Origin of the sequence: Roseibacillus persicicus, from assembly GCF_014651675.1 — a bacterium.
GTDB lineage: Bacteria > Verrucomicrobiota > Verrucomicrobiia > Verrucomicrobiales > Akkermansiaceae > Roseibacillus > Roseibacillus persicicus.
Genome location: NZ_BMXI01000055.1, coordinates 1 through 1,364 on the forward strand (window position 1 = coordinate 1; position 1,364 = coordinate 1,364).

The window sequence follows — 1,364 nt, forward strand, 5'->3', positions numbered from 1 at the left end:
ACAAATCCGACCGCGCAGGCGAGTTTGGAGTTTGATTGGAGGAGGGGAGGTGGTAGAAGTAGTGAAAGTGCGCTGAGTCGGTCGGATTGGGTGTGCTTGAACGTTCGGCTTAAATTATGAAGAAGGATTCGAGAACATCTTTCAGAGTCTTAATATTCCTCGTTCTTTTCATCCTAACACTTTTCGTCGGATACAAGCGGGAAACGCAATTTAATACCGGAGATGGAACCTATCGCTCTGTTCATTTTTTCATACTAATACCAATAATCTCAACAAAACCTAGAGAGAGCAATTTCTCTCGCTGGCTTCGTGTCAATCCAGAAGAGGGTTCTTGGCTCATCGTTGGTCGAGGGCCAATCCAGAAAGGTATCTACTTGTCGAATTACCTGAGGTTTCATAACTCGTTCCCAATTATTACCGATGGATACGACATTGAGGTAAATCAGGCAGTATTCGCTCGTTGCGCAATGCGTCATCTGGAGGAATATGGCGACTTTCGAGCAACCTTGGAAATAGCGAGGCAGTTCAATGAAGCGACGTTAGGAGAAGGGATGGACTCCGATAAGGACGAAATACGGGAATACTGGAAGGATTCGAGCTGAACCGCAACACGTGCCGAACAAGGCGCCGCTGCCAAACCCGACCGCGCTGGCGAGTTGGCAATTGACAGCATGTTTGTAGGCTGTAGAACTATTGAAAGCTCGCTGAACGGTCGGTTTGGCAGGGCTGGAACGTTAGCCTGAAAGATGAAAACAATCGCTATCTTACTTCTATTCGTCACCTTTTCGATATCGTTTGTTTGCGGAGAGGAAATGCCAAGCATGACGAAGTTCCTTTCCGAAAAACCACCATACACTGCGGACACAGCCCGACTGGCTTTCCAGTCTCTAAAAGAGCTTCGTCCGCTTCAAGAATTTAAGGACAAGGGATATGCCTCGACTAAAGGCGAGGTTTGGCAAAAGAAATTAATGGAAGTTATGAGGGACGGTGGTTCTGATTCTGACCTAATCAAGAAGGGTTATGAAGAGATATCGGTGTTTCAGCTCGTTGGCTTAGGTAGAGACTGGTTTCGCGGTTCTTATGAGACGTCAGCTAGGAATAAGAAAATTGAATCTGAATACGAGAGGCTTTCAAAAAAAGAAGGCTAACAATGCGCCGCTGCCAAACCCGACCGCGCTGGCGAGTTGGCAATTGACAGCATATTTGTAGGCTGTAGAACTAGTGAAAGCTCGCTGAACGGTCGGTTTGGCAGGGCTGGAACGTTCGACTGAAAAATGGGCCGATACATACGGTTTGTCGTGACAACGGATCACGAAAGCAGAACGGCCTGCACAGGGGTCGTTGCTAGTTTGCGCATATTAGGT

1 protein-coding gene is annotated in these 1,364 nt (G+C 47.4%); it reads left to right on the forward strand.

Annotated elements, in window-relative coordinates:
- The first annotated feature begins 746 nt into the window (after positions 1-746).
- The gene (locus IE099_RS20565) at positions 747-1,148 is read left to right on the forward strand and encodes a hypothetical protein (protein ID WP_189574722.1); all 402 of its coding nucleotides are present in this window, start codon (positions 747-749) and stop codon (positions 1,146-1,148) included.
- Positions 1,149-1,364: the final 216 nt, after the last annotated feature.

What these genes read in the sequence shown, in the direction of transcription:
- IE099_RS20565 (WP_189574722.1), top strand. Translation starts at nt 747, where the DNA reads ATGAAAACAATCGCTATCTTACTTCTATTCGTCACCTTTTCGATATCG.